Here is a 19,878-nt window from a genome sequence, read left to right as displayed (position 1 = left end):
ATGCTTAAATCACCGAACACTAACGTGAATTGAGTTACGCCACGGAAATTCTGTTAGAGAATAGCATTCTTCAGATTTCATAAAATTCCCGCTGTTCTTATCGTTAATCCAGTCCAATCTTCGAAGGGGAGGCAGAGCCGCTCATTGCATCCCTTCCACTCCCACGCTAAATCTCTGGCAGAAATAGTGTTGGTGAGAATCTCATTATGCTTCGTATTGCAGTCGCGCAGCTCAATCCCGTCATGGGTGATATTGCCGGAAATCTGGCCAAGGCTCGTGCGGCTCGCGCGCAAGCCGCCGAGATGAAGGCCGATCTGATCCTGTTCACAGAGCTGTTCATTGCCGGTTATCCGCCAGAGGATCTGGTGCTGAAGCCGTCTTTCGTCGCTGCCTGTGAAAAGGCGGTTCGGGACCTTGCTACGGACACAGCGGATGGCGGACCGGGGGTCATCATCGGAACACCTCTGCGGCGCGAAAGCGGTTTGCATAATTCGGTCATGGTGCTGGATGGCGGCGAGGTAATTGCCGAGCGGTTCAAGGTCGATCTGCCGAATTACGGCGAGTTCGACGAAAAGCGCGTATTCGAGCCGGGGCCGCTGCCGGGACCGGTCAATTTCCGCGGCGTGCGCATCGGTATTCCAATTTGCGAGGATATATGGGGCGATCTCGGTGTTTCGGAAACGCTTGCCGAAAGCGGTGCCGAATTCCTTCTCGTGCCGAATGGTTCACCCTATCACCGCGCCAAGATGGACCGCCGTTATCAGGTTGTTCTGAAACAGGTGATGCTGGCGGAACTGCCGATGCTCTACGCCAATCAGGTTGGCGGTCAGGATGAACTGATTTTCGACGGTGCCTCATTCGCCTTCAATCCGGGCAGCAAGTTCCCGTGCCTGCAAATGCCGCAATTTTCCGAGCAGATCGCCATGACGATCTGGCATCGTGACGGAGATACGTGGCGTTGCGAGGAAGGCGAGAAAGCCCTGCTTCCAGAAGAACTGGAGGCGGACTATTCGGCTTGCGTGCTGGGCCTGCGCGACTATGTGAACAAAAATGGTTTCAAGGATGTCGTTCTGGGTCTCTCCGGCGGCATCGACTCAGCAATCTGCGCCGCGATGGGCGTTGACGCATTGGGGCCGGAGCGGGTGCGCTGCATCATGTTGCCATACCGCTATACATCGGATGAATCGCTGAAAGATGCGGCTGATTGCGCGAAGGCGCTTGGCGTGCGTTACGATATCGTGCCCATCGCCGAGCCGGTTGAAGGTTTCATGCGCGCACTGCAGCCGCTTTTTGCTGGAACGGACAGTGGTGTGACCGAAGAAAACCTGCAAAGCCGTGCGCGTGGCACGATCCTGATGGCTGTGTCGAACAAGTTTGGCTCGATGGTCGTCACGACCGGCAACAAGTCGGAAATGTCAGTAGGTTACGCCACGCTCTATGGCGATATGAATGGCGGCTTCAATCCGATCAAGGACGTGTACAAGATGCAGGTCTATGCGATGTCGGAATGGCGCAACAGCCATGTTCCGCAAGGCTCGCTCGGACCGACAGGCGAGGTGATCCCGCACAACATCATCTCCAAGGCGCCCTCCGCCGAACTGCGCGAGAACCAGACCGATCAGGATAGCCTGCCGCCTTATCCGGTGCTCGATGACATTCTGGAATGTCTGGTCGAAAACGAAATGAGCAATGCCGATATCGTTGCGCGCGGTCACCCGGTTGAGACAGTGCAACGGATCGAACATCTGCTCTATCTGGCTGAATATAAGCGCAGGCAATCTGCGCCGGGTGTAAAGATTACCAGGAAGAATTTTGGACGCGACCGCCGTTATCCCATAACGAACCGCTTCCGCGACCGCTGAAAGATAATAGAATGACTGTTACTGTTCGTTTCGCCCCGTCGCCGACGGGCTATATTCATATCGGCAACACGCGCACTGCACTGTCCAACTGGCTTTATGCGCAAAAGAATGGCGGCAAGTTCATTCTGCGTTATGACGACACGGATGTGGAACGGTCGCGTCAGGAATATGCAGAAGCCATCGCCGTCGATCTCGATTGGCTGGGCGTGAAGGCGGATCGGGTCGAATATCAGTCGAAGCGCTTTGATGTTTATGCCCGTGCGGTGGAAAAGCTGAAGGAAGCGGGGCTGCTTTATGCCTGCTATGAAACCGCCGATGAGCTGGAGCGCCGCCGCAAGCTGCGCTTGGCGCGCCGCCTGCCGCCGGTCTATGGCCGTGAAGCGCTGAAGCTCACCGATGCGGAAAAGGCTGCTTTCGAGGCGGAAGGCCGAAAGCCCCACTGGCGTTTCCTGCTGCCGAATTTCGAGAGCGATCCGTTTGCAACCCAGCGCACCGAGGTTCATTGGGACGATCTGGTGCGTGGCCCCCAGGTGGTTGATCTCGCCTCCATGTCGGACCCGGTGCTGGTGCGTGAAGACGGCACCTATCTCTACACGCTTCCTTCGGTGGTGGATGATATCGATCTCGGTGTCAGCCATATTATCCGTGGCGACGACCATGTAACCAATACCGGCGTGCAGATTGCAATCTTCCGCGCGCTCGGCGCTGAACCGCCGGTCTTCGGACACCACAATCTGCTGACCACCACGACCGGCGAAGGCCTGTCCAAACGCACGGGCGCCCTTTCGGTCGGTTCGCTGCGTGAAAACGGCTACGAGCCGATGGCGGTTGCTTCGCTGGCCATACTCATTGGCACCTCGGAAAGTGTTGCAGCCGCGCCGACCATGGACGCACTGGCGGAACGGTTCGATCTGGCGTCGATTTCAAAATCGTCGGCCAAGTTCGATCCGGCGGAACTGGACACGCTCAATCGCGCATTGCTGCATGAGATGTCTTTTGCGGATGCCAAGCCGCGTCTCGACGCGCTTGGTATCGAAGGCGACAAGGCCGAGCCATTCTGGCTCGCGGTACGCGGCAATCTGGATCGCTTTGGCGATGTGCAGCATTGGTGGAAGATCGTGACTGGCGACTTGCCGGAAGCACCGGAACTGTCGGACGAAGATCGCGACTTTATCCGTGTCGCATTTAATTCGCTGCCAGCAGCCCCTTGGGATCACCAGACCTGGAAGGTCTGGACCGAGGCTGTCAAATCGGAAACGGGACGCAAGGGCAAGAGCCTCTTCATGCCGCTGCGTCTGGCGCTGACGGGACAAGCTCACGGGCCGGAACTGGCCGACCTTCTGGTGCTGATGGGGCCGGACAACGTTCAGAGCCGAAAGCCCTGACAGTTTTTTGACTGCAAACAAAAACAGCCGGCACAGTTGATCTTGTGCCGGCTGTTTCTTTTTGCGGATGGGCTTACTTGCGAATCTTTGCCTTGCGGGCAGGCGCTTCGCCAGCGCGCTGCAGCGCTTCCACAACCGACAGAGCGGTCATGTTGACGACGCCGCGCGAGGTGACCGAAGGCGTCAAGATATGCGCTGGGCGGGCCGCGCCAAGCAGGATCGGGCCGACATGCAGCGCATCGGTGACGGTCTTGACCACGTTGAGCGTGATATTCGCGGCATCGAGGTTCGGGAAAACCAGAAGATTGGCTTCACCCTTCAGGCGCGAATTCGGGAACACACGGTCGCGCAGCGCCTGAGACAGCGCCGAGTCGCCATGCATTTCGCCATCGGATTCGAGGTCGGGGGCCTTTTCTGCGAGAATAGCCGCAGCCTGACGCATCTTTTCCGCGCTGGCGCTTTCCTTAGAACCGAAATTCGAATGCGAAACCAGAGCAGCTTTTGGGACGATACCAAAACGGTCGATTTCCTTGGCGGCGAGAATTGCCATTTCTGCAATTTCATTCGCATTCGGATCGACATTCACATAGGTGTCGGTCAGGAACAGCGCGCCGCGCTGCGAAATCAGCAGGCTGAGCGCGGAGTAATCGCGGATACCCGGCACGATGCCGATGATCTGGCGCACAACGCGCAGATGGCGCTCGAAACGGCCTTCAAGACCGCAGATCATTGCATCCGCTTCGTCGCGCATCACGGCAAGTGCCGCAATGGCGGTCGAATTGGTGCGCACGATGGTGCGGGCAGCTTCCGGCGTGACGCCCTGACGGCCCGTATAGGACAGATACAGATCGACATAGTCGCGGTAGCGCGGATCGTCTTCAGGGTTGATCAGTTCGAAATCGACGCCCTGACGGATTTTCAGGCCGTAGCGGCGCAGGCGCGTTTCAACAACCTGCGGACGACCGACGAGAATCGGCGCGGCGATGCGTTCTTCGATCACCACCTGCGCGGCGCGCAGCACGCGCTCATCTTCACCATCGGCATAGATGACGCGCTTTGGCTTGTCCTGCGAACGGGCGGCAGCGAAGACCGGCTTCATGATCAGGCCCGAGCGGAACACGAAGCGGTTCAGCCTGTCGAGATAGGCTTCCATGTCTTCGATCGGGCGCGTGGCGACACCGGTTTCCATCGCAGCCTTGGCGACAGCCGGAGCAATACGCAGGATCAGGCGCTGATCGAAAGGCGAGGGAATGATGTAATCCGGGCCGAAGGTTGGCGTGTCGCCGGAATAGGCCTTGGCGGCCACATCGGAAGGCTCTTCCCGTGCAAGCGACGCAATGGCGCGCACGGCGGCAAGCTTCATCTCTTCATTGATCGCGGTTGCGCCGACATCGAGCGCGCCACGGAAAATATACGGGAAGCAAAGAACGTTGTTCACCTGGTTCGGATAGTCAGACCGCCCGGTGCAGATCATGGCGTCGGCGCGCGCAGCGCGTGCTTCTTCCGGCATGATTTCCGGCTTCGGATTGGCAAGCGCCATGATCAGCGGCTTTTCCGCCATCTGATTGAGCAGTTCCGGCTTCAGGACGCCTGCTGCCGAAAGACCGAGGAACACATCTGCGCCGCCGATGACATCGGCCAGCGTGCGCGCGTCGGTCTTCTGGGCATAGATTTCTTTCCAGCGGTCCATCAGCGTATTGCGGCCTTCATAGACCACGCCTTCCAGATCGCAGACCCAGATGTTTTCGCGCTTGGCGCCAAGATTGACGAGAAGATTGAGGCAGGCGAGAGCCGCGGCGCCGGCACCCGAGGTGACGATCTTGGCGTCTGCAATCTGCTTGCCTGCAAGCTCCAGACCGTTCAGCACGGCGGCAGCCACGATGATCGCCGTCCCATGCTGGTCGTCATGGAAAACCGGGATGTTCATCTTGGCGCGAAGCTGTTCTTCCACTTCGAAACATTCCGGAGCCTTGATGTCTTCCAGATTGATGCCCCCGAAGGTCGGTTCCAGAGCGGCAACCACGTCAACGACGCGATTGATTTCAAGCGCGTCGATTTCGATGTCGAAAACATCGATATCGGCGAATTTCTTGAACAGGACGGCCTTGCCTTCCATGACCGGCTTCGATGCGAGCGCGCCGATATTGCCGAGGCCGAGAACAGCCGTACCGTTCGAAACTACCGCTACGAGGTTGCCCCGCGCCGTATATTCGGCAGCGGTTGCCGGGTCTTCCTGAATGGCGAGGCAGGGTGCTGCCACACCCGGCGAATAAGCGAGCGCAAGGTCGCGCTGGTTTCCGAGCGGCTTGGTTGCCTGGATTTCCAGCTTTCCGGGCTTCGGATAACGATGGAAAAACAGGGCTGCTTCATCGAAGTCCGAACGCGTCGGCGTGGAAGGAGTTTTCTTGGTCATAGTCGCATCGCTTTCCATTTTTCCGCACCGCCGGGATGATGAGCGGCGCGTGGAGGGTGCAATCACATGCACACCGAGCCTTTAAACACGTGGGTCGGGCACTTCGGGTTTTAACTCAAACCCGGACGTTCCATTAGGCCCGTTTTGGAGAATGAGTTTATCTGTAAAGTAATGGCCGTGTCAGAAGGCGCTCTGATAAGCGCCGCCGTCAATAACCAGATTCTGGCCCGTTATATAGCCTGCATGCTGCGAGCAGAGAAAGGCGCAAGCTTTCCCGAACTCTTCCGGCTGACCAATGCGTCCCGCCGGAATACGGGCAGCACGCTTGGCGGCTTCCGCTTCAGCGGTGGTGCCGGTTGTCTGCGCCGAGAAGGCAAAGCCTTTGCGCAGGCGATCGGTGTCGAATGCACCGGGCAGGATATTGTTGATCGTGACATTGGCACCTGCAACGGTGCGGGCGACGCCAGCGAGAAAGGCCGTCAATCCGGCACGGGCCCCGGACGACAGGTCAAGCCCCGGAATGGGCGCATAGACCGAGGTGGAGGTGATGTTGACGATACGGCCAAAGCCGCGCTCAACCATGCCGTCAATGACCGCCTTGATCAGTTCGATCGGGGTGACCATGTTCTGCGTCACGCCTTCGAGAAGGGCTTCGCGGTCGAGCAGGCGGAAGTCGCGGAAGGGTGGTCCGCCATTGTTGTTGACGAGAATATCTGGGTTGGGGCAGGCGGCGAGCAGTGCCTGCTGGCCTTCCGGCGTCGAAACATCGGCGGCGACGGTGACCACATTGACACCGTAGGCCGAGCGAATGGCGTCAGCTGTCTCAAGAAGAGTTTCTTCACTGCGACCGTTCAGGACGATATCGCATCCTGCTTCGGCCAGTGCTTCGGCGCAGGCGCGACCCAGACCTTTGCTGGAAGCGCATACGATTGCCTTGCGACCTTTCAAGCCCAAATCCACGGCTCGATCCTCTTTGCTTTTTTAAAGGTCATGGAGACATGCCACCAAGCGACAAGTGCAATCAACCGGATTCTGGTTGACGCGCTGATGTGTCCACTTTTCTCGACGCTCATTTGACCATTTTTCGGTGTTTTTCACGCTCAATATTCGGTGATCGTAATTGGCTGGTCTGCCGCTGTCATATGCGCGTTACAGTCTCGTCATGCCCCTGTGACATGAATCAGGTTCTCTGCATCTAGTTTCAGGTTGCCATTGAGAGGACAACCAAATGAGCACCGATGCAGCACAGGCGAAGAAACTCCGCACGATTTTCATCTCGGACGTGCATTTGGGATCTAAGGCCGCGCAGGCCGATCTGCTTCTCGATTTCCTGCGCTACCATGATGCGGATACGATTTTTCTGGTCGGCGATATTGTCGATGGCTGGCGGTTGCGGCGCAACTGGCACTGGCCGCAGGAACACAACGACGTTGTCCAGAAGCTGCTGCGCAAGAGCCGCAAGGGTACGAGCATTGTCTACATCGCCGGCAATCACGACGAGTTCCTGCGCAATTTCCAGGGAACGCATTTCGGCGGCATTGAAGTGATGAACCGCGCCATTCACGAGACGGCGGATGGCCGCAAGTTTTTGGTGATCCATGGCGATCAGTTCGACGTGGTGGTGCGCAACGCCCGTTTCATCGCTTATCTCGGCGACTGGGCCTACGATACCGCGATCTGGATCAACACGGTTATGAACCGCGTGCGGTCTCTCTTCGGGCTGCGTTACTGGTCATTTTCCGCATGGGCGAAATTCCGGGTAAAAAAGGCGGTTAATTTCATCGGCGAGTTCGAAACGGTGGTGTCCGAAGAGGCCAAGCGTATCGGTGTCGATGGCGTCATTTGCGGCCATATTCACCACGCCACCATCGAAAAGATGAACGATGTTGAATATATCAACACCGGCGACTGGGTGGAAAGCTGTACGGCGGTTCTGGAGCATTTCGACGGGCGCATGGAGCTCCTCAAATGGACGGAGATGCGCGACAAGAAAGCGCCCGGTGGCGGGGCCATCGCTCACGAAAACGGGGCCGACGACAATAGAATAGTCCGGCTGCCACGTCCGGCCCGTAATGTGGCGAAAATCGCCGGATGAACAAGCTCGTCATCGTCACCGACGCCTGGCATCCGCAAGTCAATGGCGTCGTTCGGACACTGACCAAATGTCAGGAGATGATGCGCACACGGGGCTACGAGGTGATCGTCGTTTCCCCGCTCGACTACAAGTCGGTTCCATGTCCGACCTATCCCGAGATCAGACTGGCGTTGACCACGCCCGGCGCATTTCGGCGGCGGCTCGTAAAGATGAAGCCGGATTATATCCACATCGCCACTGAAGGTCCGCTGGGCTACATGGCCCGGCAGGCGTGCCTGAAAATGGGGTGGAGTTTCACGACCAGTTTTCACACGCGCTTTCCTGAATATGTGGCGGAGCGCTTTCCGGTGCCCCTCAGCTGGAGCTACGGCTTTCTGCGGCGGTTTCACAATGCCGCCTCGCATACGCTGGTTCCAACCCAATCCATTCTGGATGATCTGAAAGAGCGCGGTTTTACTGGCCTCAATCTGTGGACGCGCGGCGTGGATCGGGGCGTCTTTCATGCGCGCGCCAATGTGGACCGCGACCTGCCGGAACCTGTCTTCATCTGCGTTGGTCGCGTGGCGACGGAAAAGAACCTTCCGGCCTTTCTCAGTCTCGATCTACCCGGCACCAAACTGATTGTTGGTGACGGCCCGGCGCTCGATGATTTGAAATCACGCTTTCCAGATGCTGTATTTGTCGGCAAGCGCGAAGGCGAGGCGCTGGCCGAAACCTATGCTTCGGCTGATGTATTCGTTTTTCCAAGCCGGACAGATACGTTCGGCCTCGTGCTGCTGGAGGCGATTTCGTCCGGGCTGCCTGTTGCGGCATTTCCCGTGCCCGGATCGAAAGATGTTATCGGCGAGACGGGCGCAGGTGTTCTTTCGGAAGATTTGCGCGCGGCCTGTCTGGCCGCGCTGGAGCTTGGGCCCTTCGATCCCGAACAGGTTCTAAAGCCCTTTACGTGGGAAACCTGTGCCGACCTCTTTGAAGAGGCCTTAACCTCTATTGCTGGTGATCGTCCTTCCCACACCTATCAGGAAACTGCTCAGCCCCAGACAGTCACTTCTGGCGGATAAACAAGCGCGCCATCGTAACGAAGGCCCGGTTCGCGATCATGCGCAAGCAGCAGTGGTCCGTCGAGATCGACGACCGTCGCCTTCTGGGCCAGCAGCACCGCAGGGGCCATGCCGAGCGATGTGCCGACCATGCAGCCGACCATGATCTTCAGGCTGAGACTGATGGCTTTCTCGCGCATGACCAGCCCTTCGGTCAGTCCGCCCGCCTTGTCGAGCTTGATATTCACGGCATCATAGCGCTTGGCCAGTTCTTCCAGCCCCTCGGACGTGTGGACGCTTTCATCGGCGCAAATCATGACCGGATGTTCAATCTCGCTCAGGATCGCATCTTTATCTGCGGGCAGGGGCTGCTCGATCAGGATCACGCCCGCATCGGCGGCGGCGCGCATGTGTTCGGCAATATTCGCGTCGGTCCAGCCTTCATTCGCATCGATGATGATGCGGCTGTTTGGTGCTGCCGCAGCGACGGCGCGAATACGCTCAATGTCGTTCTCGCCGCCCATCTTCACCTTGATCAGAGGGTAATGCGCGACTTTCGCGGTCGATTCCGCCATTTCTTCGGGCGTGCCAAGCGAAACGGTAATCGCCGTTTCAAGTGGCTTGAATTCACCGCCCAGCATATCGGCAACGCGCTTGCCAGCGGTCTTGGCTTCCAGATCCCACAAGGCGCAATCGACCGCGTTACGCGCAGCACCGGCGGGCATCAACTTTTGAATGTCCTGACGCGTTGCGCCGCGTTCGATTTCAGCCCGGACGGCTTCGATTGCTGCAGTGACGCTTTCGATGCTTTCGCCATAGCGTGCATAGGGAACGCATTCGCCGCGTCCCTGATGTTCACCGTTGCCGATTGCACACACAACCACCGCTGCTTCGGTCTTCGATCCGCGCGAAATTGTAAATTTTCCGGCGATAGGATAGCGTTCGACAAGGATATTCAAGGTATTCTGCATGGAGAGCCTTCCGAATCTCAATCCCGAAAAGTTGATGGGCTTTTTGGATGAGATAGTGCGTGAGAGCGCGAAATTGGGGTATTCGTCTGATTCATCGGGCGGATGCTCCAATACGCTGTATTTCGGTCGTGTTACGACTCGTATATGAGGTTTGCCATGTTGACCGACACTGCTGACAAAGCAAGAGCTGCCGCGAATGTCGCGCCAAAGATCGATGTGACGGATCAGGATGGCGTGCGTCTCGTTCGCTTGAGCGGACGCTGGGTTTCGCAGAGCGTCCATCTTGTCGATGACAAGATGCGCAGTCTCGAAAAAGTTGCAGGCGGCCAATCCACGCATATCGATGCCTCCGGCATTTCCGGCCTCGATACGGCGGGTGCCTGGCTGGTCGAACGGCTGAGGCAGCGTCTCATCACCCAGAAGGCCGATGTTCAGCTCGAAGGTATCCGCGAATCCTGGACTCCGCTGATGGATGAAGTGGGCGGTGCCGTTGAGCGGGCGCTGGATGTTCCCCGTGCGAAAAAGCCGTTCTTTCTCATTGCTTTTCTGGCTGCCCTTGGTGGCGGTGTCGTCTCGATTTACGACGACTTCAAGATGTCGATGCATATTCTGGGCGCCACTATTCGCGGCGCGCAGCTGAAATATGGTCGCGGGAGCGGGATTCCGATTGCTGCCATCGTGACGCAGATGGATCGGATGGGCGTCGGCGCTATTCCAATCATCGTGCTGATGTCGACGATTGTTGGCGCAATCATCGCACAGCAGGGTGCTTTTCAGCTTCGTTATTTTGGTGCGGAAATTTTCGTGGTCGACCTCGTCGGCATTCTGGTTTTACGTGAACTGGGCGTGCTTTTGACCGCGATCATGATTGCCGGTCGTTCCGGCAGCGCCATCACGGCGGAAATCGGCTCCATGAAAATGCGCGAGGAAACCGACGCGCTGACGGTCATCGGGCTCAATCCTGTTGGCGTTCTGGTGTTTCCGCGCCTCGTTGCGCTGGTCATCGTGCTGCCGCTGCTGACCATCATTTCCAATCTTGCTGCATTGGTTGGAGCAGGCGGCGTCGCATGGTTCTATTCCAATATCTCGCCGGAGGCCTTTATCAGTCGTTTGCATGACGCCGTGGCGTTGAACACCTATTTCGCTGGTTTGATCAAGGCGCCGTTCATGGCGATGATCATCGGTATTCTTGCTTCGGTCGAAGGTATGAAAGTCGGCGGCAGTGCAGAATCACTTGGACGCCGTGTTACAGCGTCGGTTGTGAAGGCTATTTTTGTGGTCATCGTCGTTGATGGGCTGTTCGCGATGTTCTACGCAGCTATTAATTTCTAGAGATTTATATGGCCGTTGTTTTGTTTGGGTTCTTTGAGACACAGTTACACAGAAAACTGAACCTGCGGTCGCTTTCGGCTGTTCAGTCGGAAGCTTGGCTCGGTTAAAGAATAGATATGGAGAACGGTATCGACGCGGAGTCGCAACCACGGCAGGATGAAAGCCATCACACGGCGACACCGATGATATCGGTGCGCGACGTGACGGTGTCGTTTGGCCGATCACCGGTACTCGATAAGCTTTCCCTCGATATCTACAAGGGCGAGGTTCTCGGCTTCATCGGTCCATCCGGATCGGGCAAGTCGGTGCTGATGCGCACAATATTGGGGCTGAACAAGAAGCAGTCTGGCGAAATCGAGATTCTCGGTCGCAACATTGATCACCTCAACGAACTGGAAAAAATGGCCATCGACATGCGGATGGGCGTTCTTTTCCAGCATGGCGCGCTGTTTTCGGCGCTCAATGTGCTTGAAAATATTCAGGTGCCGATGCGCGAATATCTCGATCTGTCGCCAAAGCTGATGGATGAACTGGCGCGACTGAAGATCGATCTCGTGGGGCTGAAGCCGGATACGGCAGAGAAATTTCCCTCGGAACTTTCCGGCGGCATGATCAAGCGCGCCGCTCTGGCGCGTGCTCTGGCGCTCGATCCGGACATCGTTTTTCTTGACGAGCCGACCTCGGGGCTCGATCCGATCGGTGCGGCAGAGTTCGATGAACTGATCGCGAACCTGCGCGATACGATGGGCCTGACGGTCTATATGGTCACGCACGATCTCGACAGTCTGTTTGCGATCTGCGACCGCATAGCGGTTCTGGGGAACAAAAAAGTACTGGTCAGCGGCACGATAGAAGACATGCTGCATGTAGACGATCCATGGGTTAAATCCTATTTTCGGGGCAAGCGTGCGCGCCAGATCGATCCTTCGGCGCCATCAAGAAGGCGGCCGGACAGCCGCTTGCAGACGGGATAAAATATGGAAACAAAAGCCAATTACGTTCTGGTCGGGGTGTTCACGCTGCTTGTCAGCCTGCTGGCTTTCGGATTCGTGTATTGGATTGCGCGCTTCGGTGAGGCGCGCGATTCCATTCCCATGGATGTGCGCATTCCCGGCTCCGTGACAGGCTTGACTGTCGGTAGCCAGGTTCTCTTCAACGGTATCAAGGTTGGCGATGTCCGTCGTCTGCGCCTCGATGAAAGCAACCCGGAGATGGTGATCGTACAGACGCGCGTGAATGGCAGCACGCCGATCACGCGTTCCACGGCTGCAACACTGGGCTTTCAGGGCCTGACCGGTCAGGCTTATATCGAACTGAAGGGCGGCAGTCTGGACGAGCCGAACCTGCTGACCGAAGCGGCGAAGGAAGATACCGTCGCGCGCATTGATGCCGATCCGTCTGCGGTCAACAATCTGCTTGCCACTGCGCAGGACATTTTCGGACGTGCCAACACCGTGCTCGGCGAGCTGGAAGGTTTTGTCAAAGAAGCGCGCGGCCCTCTGACCGATACGATCAACAACACCAAGACTTTTACCGATGCACTGGCAAAGAATGCCGATATCGTCGACGAGCTGGGTTCCAACACCGGCAATATCAAGCAGATCATCGCGGATGCGAAGGATATGATGGCGCGTCTCAATGCTGCCTCTGTGCGTGTCGATGGCATTCTGGCCAAGACCGACAAGCTCTTGTCCACGGATGACAAGGACGGCGTGGTGGCACAGGCCAAAGCGACGCTCGAATCCATTCGCCAGACCTCTGACAATCTCGACAAGCGCCTTGCACCGATCGCAGAGAATTTGCAGCGCTTCTCTGGGCAGGGGCTTCGGGACGTGCAGTCGGTGGTTGTGGATAGCCGGCGTTCCATACAACGTATCGAGCAGGCGATCACAGATCTTGAACGTAACCCGCAGCGTCTGATTTTTGGCGGGCAAGGCAGTGTACCTCAGTATAACGGAAGGGCGCGTCATTGATTTTCTTAAGCGAAAATTCAACAGGCGGGATAATTGGCTTGAAATCGCGTCGTAAGCTCGTTGTGTCAGGTTCTGTTTCGCTTCTGGTAGCGGCGCTGCTCGCGGGCTGTGGGACGACACCTCTCGATACATTCAATCTTTCCGCGCCGAAGCCCGCGGTCTCATCCCCAAGCCGTAAGAGCCTGCAACTGCTGGTTCCGACGCCGACGGCATTGAAGGCGCTCGACAGCGAAAACATAGTGATCAGCTCCGCGCCGGGTTCCATCGAGTATCTGAAGGGTGCGCAATGGGGCGACAGGCTGACGAATATCGTCCAGTCTCGCCTCGTCCAGGCCTACGAAAATACTGGAGTGTTTGGTGGCGTTGGGCGTCCGGGTGATGGTCTCGCCATCAATTATCAGATTCTGACTGATCTTCGCATGTTCGGTGTTCAGGTTAGCGGCGGCTCCAGAACGGCTGTTGTGGAACTGGCAATCAAGCTTATGAACGACAAGACCGGTGAAGTGCGCGCCACACGCGTATTTCGGAATTCCGCGCCGGTCAGCGGAACCGGCAATGCGGCTTACGTGAGGGCGCTTGATGCAGCCTTTGATCGTACGGCGAATGAAATCGTTAGCTGGACGGTTTCATCGCTCTAAGACGCACAACGCCCAAAAACGGTTGAAATGAAAAGGCGGGGTTCAAACCCCGCTTTTCTTTTGTCCTGCGAGGGCGCCGGAATTCGGTCGTCCTAGGCTTCGGTGCATTTTACCCCATCTCCTGGTGGAGATTTGCGTCATTCCTATTCCGTTCGGCAAACAAAAAACGCGGCCCGAAGGCCGCGTTCTGAATGGTTTTGTCTCTGACGCTTGTTAGCGCAGGCGACCGCTGGCATGGGCCAGCATGGTGTAGACCTTGCCGGTATCAGACGTCAGATAGGTCTGCGTCACCATGTTGTCGCGGTCGTTACGGGCAACGTCCTCAAGCAGACGCTGGAAGTCGTCCATGTAACGGTCCACGGCGCGGCGGAACTCGCCATCCGTCTGATACTTGCGCTTGATGTCGTCAAACGTCTGCTGGCCCTTGAGTGTGTACAGGCGACGGGTGAAGACATTGCGCTCGCCACGGCGATAGCGATCCCACAGTTCAACCGATGCTTCATGATCGATAGCGCGGGCGATATCGACCGACAGCGAGTTCAGCGACTCAACCACATGGCTCGGCGAACGCGGAGCGGCGGTTGGCTGTGCCTTGGGCTGAATGGCTTCGTCATCCTCACGCGATGCGCGGGCAAGAAGATCGGAAACCCAGCCGCGGGGCTTTTCAGCAGTAGCGGCAGGTGCCGATGCAGCCGGAGCCTTCGGCATTTCAACCGGACGCTGGCGAACGGCGACATCAGCCTGCGCGACCGGAGCCGCAGGCGCCTGAACCGGGGCCGGGCGTTGTGCAGCTGGCGCTGGACGCGAAACCGGACGGTCGGCGCGGCTTTCGCCAACATCGACCAAACGGCCAGACTTGTTGACGATCTCAGCCAGTTCCTTAAGCGCGCTGATCTGCTCGCTCACGGCCTTGCGCATGGCGGTGGTCGTTTCCTTGGCTTCGGCAGGCATATCGAGCACGCCACGCTTCAGCTCGCCACGGGTGGTGTTGAGCTCGGTGCGGATTTCGCTAGCGGTGCGACGGATATCGTCGGTTGCTGCCGAGAACTTCTGCGCTGCCTGTTCAACGATTTCCGAAACGCTTTCGCGCATCTTTTCCGCCGATGCCCGGGTCTGGCCTTCTGCACGCTGGAATGCCGAGGCAACCAGAGTTTCGAAGGACTGCATGAGCTTCTCGATGCCTTCCGACTTCTCGACAAGGCCGGAAGCCAGCTTGTCGAGCGCCTGCTGGCGGTCAGACAGCGTGGTGACAAGACCGTTCTGGGCCGAATTGATCATGTCGGAGGCCGAGGAAAGAACCTTTCCATGGTCTTCGAAACGGTCAGCAATGTCGGCGATCTGCGACAGGGTGCTATCGGAAAGCGCACGCAGCGTGCCGATATTGGTGTCGATCAGGCCGGTTGATGCCTGGAACATCTGCGCAGCGCGATTGGTGTTTTCGACGAAGCTCGACGTGGTGTCGACGAGGCGTCCATCGATATCCGTTAGGTTGCGCGTTGCAGCGTCGATCAGCTTGCCAAGTTCGCCGTTAGAAGCGGCGAGACGGTCGATCAGTTCGCTGACATTGTCGGAGAGACCGGCCTTTGCCTGCTGAACGGCTGCAATGGTTTCTGCTGTACGGTTTGCCAGCGCATTGACCAGCGCGGCATTTTCCGAACGCAGGCGGTCGGTTGCTGCATGGGTTGCTTCTTCAAGCTGTTGTGCCAGACCGCGTCCGCTATCGGCAAGGCGCTGGACCAGCGGCTCTGCGGTATCGTTGAGGATCTTGGTGATTTCCTGCGAGCGAGCTGAGAGAACTGCATTGAGTTCACGCGTGCGCTCTTCAAGGGTAACAGCCGTCGTATCCGTGACCTGCGCGATGCGGGCTTCCACGGAACCGAGCTCCATCGTGATGCGCGAGCCAATGTCACCGAGACGGGTGGCAATTGCATCGGCGCGTTCCACGAGACGGGCTTCGGTGCCTGCCAGATTGTCGGCAACGCTGGCTGAGAAGGTCTCGCTGTGACCAGCAAGGGTCTCGCTCGTCTTCGATGCCGTGTCGGCGATACGGGCTTCGATGGCGCTGAGCTCACCCGTGAGGCGGTTCTCGATAGCTTCAAGACCGCTTGCAATGGCGCCAGCGCGTTCGTTGAGGCGGATTTCGGTGCCAGCCAGATTTTCGACAACGCTCGATGCGAAAGCTTCGCTATGACCGGCAAGGGTCTCGCTCGTCTTGGCTGCCGTGTCAGCAATGCGCGCTTCGATGGAACCGAGTTCGCCGGTGAGGCGGGTTTCAATTTCGCCGAGGCGTCCGGCAATCGCATCGGCGCGGTCACCGAGACGGGCTTCCGTACCCGACAGATTGTCGATCAGGCGTGCACTGAATGCTTCGCCGAAGCCGTCTAGAGCCTGACCGGCCTTGGCTGCTTCTGCGGAAAGCGTGCTTGCCGCTTCACCGATCTTTTCACGAAGCGAGCTGGCAACGACACCAGCGCTCTGTTCCAGTGCGCGGCGAACATTGTCGACGCCGATGGAAAGCGCCTTTTCCATGGTCTGCGTGCGTTCTTCGATGATGCCGGTCTGGCCAGCGAACGCATCGTTGATGACGGCGCCGCTTTCCGCGATGACACTGCGCAGATTAGCCGTATGCCCTTCGATGATACCGGTCTGGCCCTCAAAAGCCTGACCGATGGCAGCGGCACTGTCGGCAATTGCGCCGCGCAGATTGGCGGTGCGCTGATCCAGAACGTCGCTATGGTCTTGCAGCGCCTGATTCAGCGTAGACGTGCTGTCGCTCAGCGTCGCACGGATTGCTGATGCGCGCGTTTCAATCGTCTGTTCATGGCCGTTCAGAATATCGACGAGCGATTCGTTATGGTTGCTCAAAACAGCGCGCAGGCCGTTCGTGCGTTCCTCGACCTGACGAACATGGTCGCCAAGCGTTGCTTCGAAAGCCTCGCGTCCGGCGGTGATGGATTGGCCGAGCGTTGCTGCGCGTTCGTCAAGTATGCGCGTTAGCGAAGACTGGTTCTCTGCAATCAATGTCTGAAGCGAGTTGACGCGTTCATCGAAAGCGCGCGCCATGACTTCGCGATTTTCGTTGAAATTATCGCGCATTGCCGCCGTGCGTTCATCCATCAGCTGAGCAAGCATGGCCTGATTGCCGGTGATGACCGTATTCAGAGCGGAAGCGCGTTCTTCCAGCGAGCGGGCGTGATCGGCAAAGCTTGCATCCAGCTGTGCCGAATGGCTCGCCATGGCCTGCTGCAGCGCATTGGTGCGCTCAGCCAGAATGGCCGCATGGTTGTCGGCGACTGAGTTGAGCGCCGATGCGCTGCCGTCAATCGCATTGCGGATATCATCCGTGCGGGCTGCCAGCGTATCGGCGTGGCCACGAATGACTGCCGACACACGGTCGGTCTCGCCTTCGAGCGAAGCGGCCAGCACATCGCGGCTTTCGGCAAGCTTGCCCGCGAAAGCTGCTGCCTTTTCACCGAGAAGATTGCCGACGCTCTCACCGATCGAGGTCAGATCGTCGCTGATTTTCGTCTTGGTTTCGTCGATCATTGAGCTCAGCGAAGCACGACCGCCGGAGAAGGTCTCGGCGATTTCACGCGTGCGGGCGATGAGATTTTCATTGATCTGGCGCGAGCGGGTTTCCAGAGCGGCGTTGAGCTTTTCCGTGCTGCTGTCGAGCGCATGGGCGCGTGCCTCGAACTCGGAAAGCAGGGCATGGCCGCGTTCGGACAGGGTGCCTTCCAGATTGGCAAGGCGCGTGTCGAACTCGCTGACCATGGATTGCGTCGAGCTGCCCAGCAGGTTGGCAATGCCAGCGGCGCGTTCATCGAGGGCCGTGGTGAAGCGTTCCGAAATCGTGCGGGACTGTTCGTCCAGCGTCGCGATGCGCGTGTCGAGCAGATTGGCAAAAGCCTCGCCCGAAGTCGTGATGCGCGAGCCGATATCGCCCGTGCGGGTCTCGATGGCTTCGGCAATGGCGCTGCCGCTCTCGTTAATGCTGCCAATCAAGCGTTCGCCGGATTCGCTCAACAGTGAGCTGAGCTGTTGGGACGCAGACAGAACATTGTCACGGATGATGTTGGATGCGCTCGACAGTTCTTCCTTGAGCTGTTCATGCGCACCGGAAATAGAGGAGCGGACGCGTTCAGCATGGCTGACCACGGCTTCACGCTCATTGCCCAGATCGCCTACCAGCGAACGAATGCGAACTTCATTGTCGCTATAGGCGCGTTCAAGCTGATTGACTTCGGACTGAACGAGGGTTTCCAGCTCGACGGCACGGGCAAGCGTGCGTTCGATGCCTTCATTCATTGCAGCCACTTCGCGGCGCACAGCCTGGCTTAGCGTCGAAACCCGGTCAGCCGACACGGCTTCTGGTTGAAGCAGCTTCATGGCGGCTTCAGACATGCTACGCGCGGCGTTATGCATTTCCTGCGCGCGCTTCACAAGCTGCGCAAAGCCCCAGAACATGGCGACGGGCAGGGCAACGCCTGCAACCACACCAATGCCAGCGGGTGAGGTGAAGAAGTTCTTGGTGGCTTCGAGGCTGGAGAAGACAGCCGGATCGATAGCCTTGCTGAGTGCAACGCCACCGGCGGCCCAAAGCACGCTGATGGCCGTGGTCGTCAAGTACAGCTTGGACGAACGTTCGGTCACGCGGCGCGGCGCGGTTGCGATGGCGCGGTCGTTGCGGGAGTCGTCGTTGGCGGGCGTGCGTGCGGCAGGTGTTGCAACGCTGACGGTCGTTGCCGGTGCAACAGGGCGCAGGATGGCCTCCGGAGCTTCCGGCACGTCTGCAAGCTGAGGCGAAGGAGCAGCTTGGGTCGTGTCGGGCTTGATCGGGGTAGGCTTATGCGGCGTATTGGCGACGATTTGTTGTACAGGCTGCTGTGCGGAAGACACGGCCTTGACCACCGGCGGCACGGGAGGTGCTGCAGGCGTGGCGATCACGGATGCAGAAACGATCGGGGCGACCTTCGTTTCGGCGGCCAAGGCTGCAACCTTCTCGGGTTCTGCGGCTTTCGTCTTCTGTTCCGCGACCAGCTCTTCAGCGGCGCGCGAAATCTGCTCTTCCAGATCGTCGACCGAAAAACTCTCGTCGAACGCACTTAAATCCATATCGATATCGAGATCATCGCCGAAGTCGATGTCGAGTGCCTGTTCTAGTGCCTTTTCAACCTCAAGGTCGAGCTTCTGTGCCTTGGATTTGGAAGCCATTGTTCGCCTACCTCGTACTCAATTACCGTGACGGCCGGATCGTCAAAGAGCCGTTACTAAACTTTATCCGCCATTTTGCATCGTATCGGCTCGGTCCTGTTAAGGAAATAGGCGACGCCTGCTGATGCCTAAAACTTTAAATACAAGGTTAACAGAAAACGTTTAGCTTCATAAAAATGCGGTATTTCCGGGCTTTTTGCAATTATCAGCAAGTTGTGGAAATCAGCAGGGGTCGCTTTTTACAGTTCGAAAGGCGACGCAAATTCGTTAACAAAATTGCTCGTATTTCGAATTCGATATCCGATAGCGCAATCATAAGCTGTATTTTCCGGGTACAGGATTCGCACATCCGACGTGTCCGCATTCCCGTTTTGTCATCATATGCTGCAATCTTGCGCAACGGCAAGGCAGAGTTTTGCAGAAAACCCATTATATCGGCGCTGGCGCACCGCTTATACATCATAAAACACGGCATATTGGCGCAGTTGGGCTTAACGGAGCTCTTGCGGTTGAAACTAACGCCGGAACGCCGTATCTGCCTTTGCGAGATTATGCGTACAGATCCCAATTTCAGGCGGTCCGTCGCAAGGGATAAAAGATCGCGTGCTTCACGCGTTTCAAGGAATGAACATGACCAAGATCGTATTCGTATCCGCTGACGGCGCGACACGTACCGAAGTTGAAGCTGATAACGGTTCCAGCGTGATGGAAGCGGCCATTCGCAATGGCATTCCGGGCATTGATGCCGAATGCGGCGGCGCCTGCGCCTGCGCGACCTGCCACGTTTATGTTGACGAAGAATGGACGGAAACAGTTGGCGGACCCGATCCGATGGAAGAGGACATGCTGGATTTCGCCTATGAGGTGCGTCCAACTTCGCGTCTGTCCTGTCAGATCCGGGTGACCGATGCTATCGACGGTCTCGTCGTGCAGGTGCCGGAACGCCAGAACTAAG

General features: G+C 57.7%; 12 protein-coding genes and 1 pseudogene. 9 read left to right on the top strand and 4 right to left on the bottom strand.

From position 1 onward, the window contains the following. Nucleotides 1-206: 206 nt before the first annotated feature. Together JAU75_RS02390 and gltX are read left to right on the top strand one after the other, a co-directional pair. Nucleotides 207-1,862 carry an NAD+ synthase gene (locus JAU75_RS02390; protein ID WP_199054275.1) on the top strand — a complete coding sequence of 552 codons (1,656 nt, stop codon included), beginning with the start codon at nt 207-209 and terminating at the stop codon, nt 1,860-1,862. 11 nt (nt 1,863-1,873) lie between these two features. Further along, nucleotides 1,874-3,247: a glutamate--tRNA ligase gene (gene gltX / locus JAU75_RS02385; RefSeq protein WP_199054274.1), complete on the top strand. Its 1,374-nt coding sequence runs from the start codon at nt 1,874-1,876 to the stop codon at nt 3,245-3,247. A gap of 73 nt (nt 3,248-3,320) precedes the next feature. Here the strand turns inward: gltX and JAU75_RS02380 are convergent, their stop codons facing one another. Beyond that, entirely contained in the window at nt 3,321-5,660 is a 2,340-nt protein-coding gene (locus JAU75_RS02380) for an NADP-dependent malic enzyme (protein WP_199054273.1), read from the bottom strand. Nucleotides 5,661-5,840: 180 nt separating this feature from the next. Beyond that, nucleotides 5,841-6,620, bottom strand: a complete 780-nt coding sequence (locus tag JAU75_RS02375; RefSeq protein WP_199054272.1) for an SDR family oxidoreductase — start codon at nt 6,618-6,620, stop codon at nt 5,841-5,843. A gap of 268 nt (nt 6,621-6,888) precedes the next feature. Between JAU75_RS02375 and JAU75_RS02370 the strand changes: the two genes are divergently transcribed. Then, the gene (locus tag JAU75_RS02370) at nt 6,889-7,755 is read left to right on the top strand and encodes a UDP-2,3-diacylglucosamine diphosphatase (RefSeq protein ID WP_199054271.1); all 867 of its coding nucleotides are present in this window, start codon (nt 6,889-6,891) and stop codon (nt 7,753-7,755) included. Further along, nucleotides 7,752-8,816 carry a glycosyltransferase family 1 protein gene (locus tag JAU75_RS02365; RefSeq protein ID WP_199054270.1) on the top strand — a complete coding sequence of 355 codons (1,065 nt, stop codon included), beginning with the start codon at nt 7,752-7,754 and terminating at the stop codon, nt 8,814-8,816. The genes JAU75_RS02370 and JAU75_RS02365 overlap by 4 nt, the downstream gene beginning before the upstream one ends. Here the strand turns inward: JAU75_RS02365 and dgcA are convergent. Then, nucleotides 8,786-9,766, bottom strand: coding sequence for an N-acetyl-D-Glu racemase DgcA (dgcA, locus tag JAU75_RS02360; protein ID WP_199054269.1), 981 nt, complete (start codon nt 9,764-9,766; stop codon nt 8,786-8,788). The genes JAU75_RS02365 and dgcA overlap by 31 nt on opposite strands. Before the next feature lie 156 nt (nt 9,767-9,922). Between dgcA and JAU75_RS02355 the strand changes: the two genes are divergently transcribed. The 4 genes from JAU75_RS02355 to JAU75_RS02340 all read left to right on the top strand — a co-directional run bounded on the left by JAU75_RS02355 (nt 9,923) and on the right by JAU75_RS02340 (nt 13,709). Next, complete coding sequence (locus tag JAU75_RS02355) at nt 9,923-11,098, top strand: ABC transporter permease (protein ID WP_199054267.1); 1,176 nt, start codon at nt 9,923-9,925, stop codon at nt 11,096-11,098. Between the two features lie 116 nt (nt 11,099-11,214). After that, the gene (locus JAU75_RS02350; protein WP_199054265.1) at nt 11,215-12,072 is read left to right on the top strand and encodes an ABC transporter ATP-binding protein; all 858 of its coding nucleotides are present in this window, start codon (nt 11,215-11,217) and stop codon (nt 12,070-12,072) included. 3 nt (nt 12,073-12,075) lie between these two features. Continuing rightward, nucleotides 12,076-13,071, top strand: coding sequence for an MlaD family protein (locus JAU75_RS02345; RefSeq protein WP_199054262.1), 996 nt, complete (start codon nt 12,076-12,078; stop codon nt 13,069-13,071). A gap of 38 nt (nt 13,072-13,109) precedes the next feature. Continuing rightward, nucleotides 13,110-13,709 (top strand): ABC-type transport auxiliary lipoprotein family protein, encoded by a 600-nt coding sequence (locus JAU75_RS02340; protein WP_199054260.1) that lies wholly within the window; start codon nt 13,110-13,112, stop codon nt 13,707-13,709. Between the two features lie 213 nt (nt 13,710-13,922). Here the strand turns inward: JAU75_RS02340 and JAU75_RS02335 are convergent. Beyond that, nucleotides 13,923-18,425, bottom strand: a pseudogene (locus tag JAU75_RS02335) (kinesin); the annotation flags it as partial. A gap of 1,128 nt (nt 18,426-19,553) precedes the next feature. Between JAU75_RS02335 and JAU75_RS02330 the strand changes: the two are divergent. Continuing rightward, nucleotides 19,554-19,877, top strand: coding sequence for a 2Fe-2S iron-sulfur cluster-binding protein (locus JAU75_RS02330; RefSeq protein WP_199054256.1), 324 nt, complete (start codon nt 19,554-19,556; stop codon nt 19,875-19,877). The last annotated feature ends 1 nt before the right edge of the window (nt 19,878 follow it).

This window comes from Ochrobactrum sp. Q0168, assembly GCF_016427605.1.
In the GTDB taxonomy this organism is placed as follows: Bacteria; Pseudomonadota; Alphaproteobacteria; order Rhizobiales; family Rhizobiaceae; genus Brucella.
This window is presented reverse-complemented; position numbering and strand designations above follow the sequence as displayed.

Excerpts from the sequence above, each read along its gene's own strand:
- JAU75_RS02390 (WP_199054275.1), top strand. The coding sequence starts at position 207 with ATGCTTCGTATTGCAGTCGCGCAGCTCAATCCCGTCATGGGTGATATT.
- dgcA (WP_199054269.1), bottom strand. The coding sequence starts at position 9,766 with ATGCAGAATACCTTGAATATCCTTGTCGAACGCTATCCTATCGCCGGA.
- JAU75_RS02345 (WP_199054262.1), top strand. The coding sequence starts at position 12,076 with ATGGAAACAAAAGCCAATTACGTTCTGGTCGGGGTGTTCACGCTGCTT.
- JAU75_RS02330 (WP_199054256.1), top strand. The coding sequence starts at position 19,554 with ATGACCAAGATCGTATTCGTATCCGCTGACGGCGCGACACGTACCGAA.
- JAU75_RS02350 (WP_199054265.1), top strand. The coding sequence starts at position 11,215 with ATGGAGAACGGTATCGACGCGGAGTCGCAACCACGGCAGGATGAAAGC.
- JAU75_RS02380 (WP_199054273.1), bottom strand. The coding sequence starts at position 5,660 with ATGACCAAGAAAACTCCTTCCACGCCGACGCGTTCGGACTTCGATGAA.
- JAU75_RS02365 (WP_199054270.1), top strand. The coding sequence starts at position 7,752 with ATGAACAAGCTCGTCATCGTCACCGACGCCTGGCATCCGCAAGTCAAT.
- JAU75_RS02370 (WP_199054271.1), top strand. The coding sequence starts at position 6,889 with ATGAGCACCGATGCAGCACAGGCGAAGAAACTCCGCACGATTTTCATC.
- JAU75_RS02355 (WP_199054267.1), top strand. The coding sequence starts at position 9,923 with ATGTTGACCGACACTGCTGACAAAGCAAGAGCTGCCGCGAATGTCGCG.
- gltX (WP_199054274.1), top strand. The coding sequence starts at position 1,874 with ATGACTGTTACTGTTCGTTTCGCCCCGTCGCCGACGGGCTATATTCAT.